Origin of the sequence: Flagellimonas ochracea (assembly GCF_009903685.1) — a bacterium.
GTDB classification, from domain to species: Bacteria; Bacteroidota; Bacteroidia; order Flavobacteriales; family Flavobacteriaceae; genus Flagellimonas; species Flagellimonas ochracea.
In genome coordinates this window covers 151,176-160,251 of sequence record NZ_JAAABI010000006.1, presented here as the reverse complement: position 1 = coordinate 160,251, position 9,076 = coordinate 151,176, and the positions used below count along the sequence as shown (strand labels likewise).

The 9,076-nt window shown below is 34.8% G+C and carries 6 protein-coding genes; all 6 read right to left on the bottom strand.

All coding sequences use genetic code 11. The features are described from left to right. Positions 1–134 precede the first annotated feature (134 nt). The 6 genes from GTQ34_RS14625 to GTQ34_RS14600 all read right to left on the bottom strand — a co-directional run bounded on the left by GTQ34_RS14625 (position 135) and on the right by GTQ34_RS14600 (position 8,254). A complete protein-coding gene (locus tag GTQ34_RS14625; protein ID WP_166524552.1) occupies positions 135–1,055 on the bottom strand; it encodes a tyrosine-type recombinase/integrase in 921 nt (306 codons plus the stop codon). A gap of 222 nt (positions 1,056–1,277) precedes the next feature. Further along, positions 1,278–3,560 carry a tetratricopeptide repeat protein gene (locus GTQ34_RS14620; RefSeq protein WP_262885617.1) on the bottom strand — a complete coding sequence of 761 codons (2,283 nt, stop codon included), beginning with the start codon at positions 3,558–3,560 and terminating at the stop codon, positions 1,278–1,280. A 258-nt stretch (positions 3,561–3,818) separates the two neighbouring features. Then, positions 3,819–4,505 (bottom strand): hypothetical protein, encoded by a 687-nt coding sequence (locus GTQ34_RS14615; RefSeq protein ID WP_166524550.1) that lies wholly within the window; start codon positions 4,503–4,505, stop codon positions 3,819–3,821. A 5-nt stretch (positions 4,506–4,510) separates the two neighbouring features. Continuing rightward, positions 4,511–5,437 carry a CHAT domain-containing protein gene (locus GTQ34_RS14610; RefSeq protein WP_166524549.1) on the bottom strand — a complete coding sequence of 309 codons (927 nt, stop codon included), beginning with the start codon at positions 5,435–5,437 and terminating at the stop codon, positions 4,511–4,513. Positions 5,438–5,450: 13 nt separating this feature from the next. Then, positions 5,451–6,386, bottom strand: a complete 936-nt coding sequence (locus GTQ34_RS14605) for a DNA/RNA non-specific endonuclease (protein WP_166524548.1) — start codon at positions 6,384–6,386, stop codon at positions 5,451–5,453. Positions 6,387–6,415: 29 nt separating this feature from the next. After that, positions 6,416–8,254: an amidohydrolase family protein gene (locus tag GTQ34_RS14600; protein ID WP_166524547.1), complete on the bottom strand. Its 1,839-nt coding sequence runs from the start codon at positions 8,252–8,254 to the stop codon at positions 6,416–6,418. Positions 8,255–9,076 lie beyond the last annotated feature (822 nt).

The window sequence follows — 9,076 nt, the reverse complement described above, 5'->3', positions numbered from 1 at the left end:
ATTTTTTAACCAAATTTAGAGCAAGTGTGCTTTTTCCTGCACCGGGCATTCCTGATATTATTAAAACAAATTCAAGGGGAATTGACACCTTACTTTTAAGTGGCATAATAATTAGTTATCCGTTATTCAGACGGCTAATTGTGTGATATAAGATTGCGTGGATGATTTAGTTTCAGAATCTCTGAAGTTCTCTGATGACTGACATGGGTATAAATCTGGGTAATGTTTACTGAGCTATGCCCCAAAAGCTCTTGAATATATCTAATGTTAATGTTGGCCTCTAACAGCTGAGTAGCAAAAGTATGCCTAAAAACATGAGGGGTAATACCACGCTTGATACCTGATTCTTGAGATATTTTTTTGATAAGATGACGAACAGATTGTTCGGAAATGCGATGATTCAAGCGATTGATAAAAAAGAAAGAGTTCTGGTTTATTTTTTCCTGAAATAATCTGTAATAATCTTCTAATGCGTTAATGGTCTCCCCATTTGTGATGGGGATGATACGTTCTTTATTTCCTTTGCCCAGGATTTTTATTGTGCTAAAGTCCGAATGTATGTTTGACCTTTTAAGAAAACAAAGCTCTGAAACACGAATTCCGGTAGCGAATAACAGCTCAACAATAGCTATATCTCTAACAATCTGTCGATATCTCATTGAAGTCTTTAAAGCCCCTAATTTTTGAGATTGTAGTTTTTTAAGTATTGCGGCAACCTCGTTTAAAGATAATACAGATGGAAGTGACTTTTGAACCCTTATGTTAATCCTTATTTTATCAAACGGATTTTCTGAAATGCAATCTTCATATAGCAGATGACTGTAGAATACTTTGAGGGTTGCTATTTTTCTTTTGACGGTTCTAGGAGCGTATTTATTAATATGAACTAAATGCTTCTTAATATGCTCTCTTTGAATTAATCTAAAATCGTGGATATCAAATTCTTCTCTTATGTACTTTCTAAATTGTTTGAGGTCAGAAGTATAAGCCTCAATTGTTTTTTCACTTAATTTTTTTTCAATCTTACAATGGGATACAAAATGGTTTAGATACATTACTTGGTTTTTTTGGTTAAACCAATTAATGTAGTGCAATTCAATGTGTATATCCCTAGATAAAGCTAATTAAGAACCCGATAGTCAACAAACAAGATTTAAACAGTATTTTTCATTTTAATATGCAAATCATTCGTAAGGGATAGTATTGAGTTCATTACAAGCATACTATGAAAGATTAATACCGCATATTCTTAATTATCTCAAATTTTAGTATGAAAATCAACCTTTGATTCGGCCATATGCGCAATCACAGAAAACACGAAAATTATTGGCATTTTGTAAAAAACGATTACCGACCTTGGAAACCATGTATTCAATAAATGCTTCTATGGTAAATCTTTTGTACGATTGTAACTCTCCCCATAAATATTGAATATGCCAGTAAAAAATTTGTTTTGTAACAAAACCTCTTTCGGAAATAGCTACTGCATAAGTCGCAAAACATGGTGCTAAAGCGTCAATAATCCCTGAAATAAAGTAATAGCTCTGATTAACACGTCCATAATCCTCAGCAATCTTAGGAACATAAATTGTGGAGATGTGATCAAGGTTTTCACGTATTCTTCTGTCTTCCCAAGATGCGAAAAAGGAGTTTTTGGGTGGTAGACTGTTGAACGTAGTATATTGGGTTGGACAGGAACTACAGTCTTCTATTTCTATATTTAAAACAGTATTCGTTTTTTCATTCAAAATAACATTCCATCCACCCGGATAAAAATCATTATACTTACCATAAAAAATTAAATCATCATAGGTAAGATCGGAATCAGACAACTTGAAAATCAATGGGTCATCTACGTCATAGTCAAATACAACTCGAAACAAATTCTTTGGCCAGTAGACATTTGATTTATCTTGAGCTTTGGGCGTGGTCAATAAAGAGTTGGAGTTTTGGGTGATTTGTAGGAAAGAATCACTTTCGCTTGCCCAATCCGTTTGAGGAATATTTACCAAACTGTTTAAGGACAGCTTAATTCTATTTATACCATTAAGCCAATCATAAAAGGATTCATCTTCAGTTAGTAGTATAAAACTGGGGTCGTTTTTTGCTCTGTTTCTAAAAGAACCATATGAAGAGTAGAGGTTTTTTTTGGTGTAGAAGTTTCTAAGCGTTTGAAGTGATAGATGTCGTTCATTATTTAAAGCATAATAACGGGCCAAGTCATATAAAAGTTGCTTGTAGTAAAAGCTAGTATCATATTTATGCTTGTTTAAATGATTTATGGCATCTTTATATCTTAGATTTATTGCATAGATTTCAGCAATTGCTGCGTCAAGAAAAATGCTTTCTTCATTTCGAAGATTTCGGTTGAACATTCCATAAGTTGACTTATGTACATCGCTTACCTTAATTGCCTTTTCAAAGATATCTCTTGCCCTAAGCAAGTTGTTATCATCTACAAGGAGTGCTACTAATGATAGATACAGGTTGTATATATAATCTTTAATCTCGCTGTCGTAGGGAGCGTCTTTGTAAGAGAGCTCAGCATAACGTATTTTATCATTTATTTTTCTTTGATTGACGGCAAAAGCAAAATAAATCTCAGACCTAAGCTTTATTGAACTTTTTTGGGTATCGTACTCTCCTTCTTCTATGGCAAGACTTACAAATTTCAAAGCATCTATTAAGCTATTTTTGGATAGAAGGTGCTGTGCCTTTTTTTCATAGATTTTTGCTCTTAAAAGTACAAAGGACTGTTTTTTGGGAATATCCCGTAGGGCCTTTTGGATATATTCCAAAGCGATATCGTAGTTGTTTGAATCAAACTCCTTCTGAGACTTGTACTCATAAATGTACCCTCTTAGTTTTATTGCATCACGATTATATTTATTTGCATATTTGGAGGTGCTATTTATTATTTTTTTTACCCTGCTAAGGGCAATTTTATCATATCCTCTGGACAAATCATATTTAGCCAAGAAAAGGAGAACTTGGGGATTAAGCTTTAAAAAATCATCCTCAATGGGATAAAGGTATTTTTTATCTTGATTCATCAACTGCTGATATTTGTTTTCTACACTTTCTGGTTTATTATCATTCATATCCTCCAAAATATTCTCAATAAGAATCCTAGGTTTCAATAATAAGGCACTTTCAAGTGTTGGAAAGTCAAGAAGTGATTTGTTTATAGCAATCAAGCTTTCTTTATGGCTACCTTTATGCAGAAGGTTTTCAGCAACGTGATAATGAGCGAAACCACGATCTTTTCTAGCTGAAATTTTACCAAATTCAATAGCTTTATTAAAGAACTTTATGGAGTTTGAATATGCTTTTTGCTCATAAGCAGAAATCCCAAGGCCGTAATATGAATCTTTGTTCGATTGGTCTTTTTTAAGGGCTTTTGAAAACAACTTATCCGCCTCTGAATATTGCTTTTTTTGAATTTTGGTGAAACCCCTCTCATTTATTTTTGAAACCCCGCATGAGCCCAAAAAGGTAAACACTAACAATAAGAAAAGGATTCTAATATCGATGAATTTAAAGAAAGAATTCGCTATCATTGATGGATGGGTGAATGCTCTTTGAACATGTTAAATTATGGTTCTTTTTGATGAGAAAATCATTATTAGTTAGGACATTTTTTTTCAGCTCACATAAATTTCATTCTGGTAATAACATGCCTCCAGAATGATTGATTCCGTTAAGAATTTTTCAGAAGGACTCGAACCTATCTCTCAAGATTTCAATAAGTTTTGTCCATCTAAAGATTAATAAATTTATGTTCACCCAATTGGTCATTTTTTGTGAATCAACCAATGCTAAAGAGATTTCACTTTGATTGAAGTAATGTCTAAATACTTATCTATTGGAATGGAAAAGCTTCTGTTTTCGTATTCGGTTAAACGCGATTTAGCGGAGAAAACTGAAACAGGTTTCATGTTAAAATTCTCGACTTTACTGTATACTTCAGAGTTTGAATCATTAAAAAACTCTATTAGAAGCCTACCAGATGAACGAGTTTGACTTTTTGAACTAATCTCTGCCCTTAAATTAACATTGCCTTTGCCATTAAGAACAACGTTTACATTTTTAAAAAAAAGATTTCCGGAACGACCTGACCAAGTCTCGGATTGGGATATTATGGCATCTGGATTTTGAAGTATTTGAATAGCTTTTTTATTATAATGCAAAACCTTTTCCTGTTGGTCTCTCTGTCTCACCACTTCGGATATACTATCCAATAACTCGATAGTTCTGTTCTGAAAATCATTTAAAGAACTATCTCTGTGTTGAAGCATTAACCTTAGGGTATCAATCTGTCTTTCTTTTACTTCAATTTCTTGGTTTCTTAGATTATTATTGTAAACCGTAAACAATATTATAGAAGCAACAACTATTAAGCTAAGTATTCCTACCAATGAAGCGACACGCTCTCGTTTCTTCAAACTGTCAAGTTTTTTTTGGAACACAGTTTTCGAAGGTTTGTTTTTGGAATCAGTTTTCATGTATACTACATTAATTTGTAAAAATCATTATTCAGTTCGGTTATATCCTCTTGGTTTAACTTCCCAAGAGCCTTTAGGTATCGATTTCTTTTAATTTCCAATACTTCTATTTTTTGTAATGTTCGCTGTATTTTCCTGAAAATTAACAATGACCAAATTAGCCCTACGGCCAAAACAAGAATGCCTGCTATTTTAGCGGTACTATCACTTTTGCTCCCAATTATCATGAAACAACAAAGACTTATTAAAATTGATATGAAAGCGATTAAGATTGGATGCCAATATTGTTTCACGGAGTTTTTGAGTGACTCAATTTCTTCTGTTGAGATTAGTTTCTCTTCATTTTGATTTTCATCCACTGCTCTATTAGATATAATCTCTTCTTTTTCAATTAATTTTGGAATTTTTGATTCCTCTCTATATGACAATTTTATTCTACCGAGAGCTAGTTTAAATGCATTTCTGACACCCCTTTTTTTCAACAAGGCATTGTAAAAAGAATTTGAAAAAAGGTGGGCGGTATCATCTGGTATTTTTTTGTTCATCCCTATTAGATAATTGAATTTAATTCTGTCTTCATCTATATTTCTGGAACTGTAGCAGGAATTTAAAATCAAGCATTCGATGGATTTAATGTCATTTAAATAATCGATGATATCATGTATATTGATTTTCTCTTCATAACCTTCTCTGTCTTCAAAACAGACTTCGTTATTCTCTGTACCATGGGCTGATATATGAACTAGTTTTGGTTCATGTTCCATTACCATATCCCAAAAATCTTCTACCTTAGCACCTCCACGTGAGTCAAACTCAAACTCATTTGCACCGGTTTTTTTGATAAAATCTGAAATAAGGTTTTCTTCCTCTACCAACTTGAGGCTTTCGCGATCCACCGGATTTGACCAAAACAAGAGAATTTTATAACTCATAAACTAAGCAGTATTATAAAGTGATGTTTTTTATAATGACAGTGTCGGTTAACCCTCTGACATTGGTCGACTGCTCAATCAGCCTCACAGGTCTTTTTTCCTTAAAAATTTCGATAGCCTTATGAAAAGTCAGATTTGTTAAAGATTCAATAAGGGAAACATCTGTCTGATATGTTTCGGCAGCCTTAAATTTTTGAAAGTTGTGTTGAGATTTTTCTGGAAGTCTATCAACCGTTCTTACTATGATGGGCTTTATTACCCTATTCTTTTCAAGAATATCCTGCTGATTGGTGATAAACGAAACCCGCATAAGTTCGTTTTCGGAATTTTCATAGTAAATTACCTTCCAAAATAGAGTGGGCAACTTGATGGGCATACCGTTTATTGGAGTAACGAACTCTGGATCTTGATTTCGTAAAACAGGGCCTGTAAACAAAATTATTTTCAGGTTTTTGCTTATGGTTTCATGATGAAGTATGTAGTTTTCTAGTTTTAACCAAATACCCCTATTCAGTTTTTTGTGCTGAGGAATGGCATTGGTGTAAAAAAAAGTAGATTCAGCCGCTTTTTTGGCACTTTCAATATCTATGCCCCATTGTACGTCTTCTCTCTTTGTCATATGGCCTCTATCGAAATCGCTCTTTTCAGCGGAGTAAAGCTCAGTCCCAAATTGATGATTATCGGGAATCCTGGAATCTTTTGTCCATTTGTCTCCGTTACCATCAAAAAGCTCTTTTCGCTTGATTTCCTTTATCAGCTTGCCATCAATGTTGGTTGCCGTGTAAAATGGGAATTTTCTAAATGGATTATGTAATAGACTAAAGTTGTCGTATGAAAGGAGATAATCATTAACATCAAGATTTTCCTCATTAAAACTATTTCTTTGATTTTCATTTAGAGTTGGAAATGGAACTATATCGGATTTTAAAAAGGCAGGAGAATATGACATTGATTGTTTTTACAATGATTGTTGACTACTCATGACAGATAATGTTTCGGATTTAATCTTGCAATTCGATTAAATTCTTGTTCTTCCAGCAAAAAGTCACTGGACACGAAAAGCTCTTTTTCGGAGTTGTGGTTGCGCACCACATAAAAATCCGTTCCATACAATACCCGTTCCCTTAATTTTCCGTACTTGGGTTTCAGAGTCTCCTTTAGTAAGGGGAAAATGGAGGGGTCGTGTAGTATATAACTGATATCGGCATATACATTTGGGTACTGCATCATCATGCTACTGATGATACTGTACCAATCCACATATTTCCATAACTGTGCCAAGCGGTCATAATCTATTTTGTCGGTATCGTCCTGAGTTTTGATAAACTTGATTCCGGTTCCGGGTGCTTTTATAATCTGTTGAATGTACCCATAACTGTCTTTTTCCAAATATCTCTTCCATTGGTCTTCACCTCCATAATGCGCAAGACAGATTTTAAGTCCGTTAAGGTTTTTGTCCATGGGCGAATCCGGTCCTTTATAGCCGAAAAGGTCCTTAAGCTGTTGGTCATCGTAATGTCCAATTAACACGCGGAGCAGCGGCTCTTCCAGAAGACATAAAAAGTTCATGGGGTGGGTGAAGTTTCTTTGGAAATCAATATTCTTCACTTCAGGTAATAAAAGTTGATTCTTGGTTTCCTCGTCTTTGAAAACCCAATGCTCATCCCATTCCCTTTTTTTTCTCCCCCTATAGAAAATGGTACCTTTGATACAGTGACTCATAATGGGGATCTCATTATCTACGGCATATTTCCAAAGAGGTAGTAGCTCTTTTTCAAAGGGATAGTACCCAATCGCCGGATAGATTTTGAATCCGTTGAACCCGTGGTCCTCCATGTAAGTCTTAATGATGCATTCCTCAAGGATAACCTTGTGTCCTTTGGTGCTAAAATTGAAAAGTTGGTGCCCTTTCGAAATTCTTACTGACTTTGGTTTTTTATCGTCCCGAATCCGACGAGGGTCCACAAATACAAAAGGGTAAACGCCAACCCCCTGCTTTTTGTAGGTACTGGAGATTTTGATTTTCTGTAACTCCTTGAGCTGAGAGAGGTAAGAGTCCTTAACCCTACCGGCACCCATATATTTCATGTCCATGGGTAATAGGACGAATCCAGAACCCCTTGGATACTGTTCCTTCATTTTGGAAAATATGGTAGTCTGCTTTTTGTAGACTGCAAACTTAGCTATCAGCATATAGCGCTCAATCAACTTTTTGGTCTCCTTCCCAGGAAGTACTTTAAAGAAGGTGAACATTTTTTTAAAAAGGAATATGATTAGGTTGCGCCCCGACTTTACAAATACAAAAACAAATAGTGCAATTGCTATCTTAAGCAGGATGGGAGGTTTTTTGGGGAATATTCCATTGGAAGACATCAGTTCCCTTAGCCATTCAATGCCCTGGCCCAACCATGAGCTCCCACCCGAGGTGTTTGTAAGTTCAATCAGAAAATCATAAATGTAGTAAAAGGTCAGTATAGACAACCAAGCACCAAGAATCCATGAGATTAAGGCCAACAGGAAGTTTCGACGTATAGTAACGGATACAAAATATAAGAATCTCTTCACCGCCCTATGCCAATTGCTATACGCCAGTCCTTTGAATTCCTTCAAGAATTTATAAAATCCTATGACCACATCAAGATGAACTAGGTAGTAAAATGGAAAGGGAACGAACCTTTTCGCTAATAAAGGTGGTACGTGCCTTGCCGTGAAGACATGGGAATGGGCGTTTATGATAGGTGGAATTTTCTGTGGTCCTCTTGAGAGTCCATCACTTTTCTCGGGCCGATCGTTGTTAGCGGTCTCTTTCTTGGTCATAGTTTAGGACCTTAAAAAATCCTCTTGCTATTTCCTTCATGCTTAACTATTAAAATAGACAATAAGGTCAATTCAAGACAAAGTCTGGATTTTATAACAGAGGTTTAATTAGAATCAAAGGGGGAATAATTACAAGTTACTAATTGACGGGAATTTCTAAATTATAATAGACTAATTATCAAATAATTAGATGAAACGCACTGCATGGATGAAACCCCTAACATCATTAAGGTTTATCTCGAAGATTTTTTAATTAAACCCCCTAAAACTTAAAGGTTTTTATTGGCTTTAATTATGTTTTTTCCTTAGTATAAAATCTCGAACCTAAATTTTAAATAGCTGAATTTGCTGGAGTTTCAGAGTCTTTGCGTTTTTTTGCTCACCGAATAGGTAACTTTAATAGAATATTTCTGTCAACCTATATTTATGACTGCATTAGTATTGTAGTCTTCCTTGTACGTCTTCAAACGAATTTGAACGGGCCAAGTCCACTTTTGGTTGGAGATTTACATTGATATAAAAACAGTTTTAGATACCTAATCGTAGATAGTTCAATTTTCATTTTGAGCAGTAAATTCTCCATTTGGTTGGGTAAGTTTTAGTCGTTGCATTTTGCCGGTTCCCCTTTTATGGGAGCTAATTTTGAATGAAAGCTCAAATAACCTAGTTTTTTTCGTCCTTAACTTAAAACGTGGCAATTCAAATTTTAAATGACTCTTTAAGTTTCTTGAATTTCTGCTGTAAGTCCATCAAAGTACCCCAAAGGGAGTGTCTGGTCATTTGATTGATTTCATTTGAGGAAATTGGATTTTTTGGCAGGAG

What these genes read in the sequence shown, in the direction of transcription:
- GTQ34_RS14605 (WP_166524548.1), bottom strand. Translation starts at nt 6,386, where the DNA reads ATGTCATATTCTCCTGCCTTTTTAAAATCCGATATAGTTCCATTTCCA.
- GTQ34_RS14610 (WP_166524549.1), bottom strand. Translation starts at nt 5,437, where the DNA reads ATGAGTTATAAAATTCTCTTGTTTTGGTCAAATCCGGTGGATCGCGAA.
- GTQ34_RS14625 (WP_166524552.1), bottom strand. Translation starts at nt 1,055, where the DNA reads ATGTATCTAAACCATTTTGTATCCCATTGTAAGATTGAAAAAAAATTA.
- GTQ34_RS14620 (WP_262885617.1), bottom strand. Translation starts at nt 3,560, where the DNA reads ATGATAGCGAATTCTTTCTTTAAATTCATCGATATTAGAATCCTTTTC.
- GTQ34_RS14615 (WP_166524550.1), bottom strand. Translation starts at nt 4,505, where the DNA reads ATGAAAACTGATTCCAAAAACAAACCTTCGAAAACTGTGTTCCAAAAA.
- GTQ34_RS14600 (WP_166524547.1), bottom strand. Translation starts at nt 8,254, where the DNA reads ATGACCAAGAAAGAGACCGCTAACAACGATCGGCCCGAGAAAAGTGAT.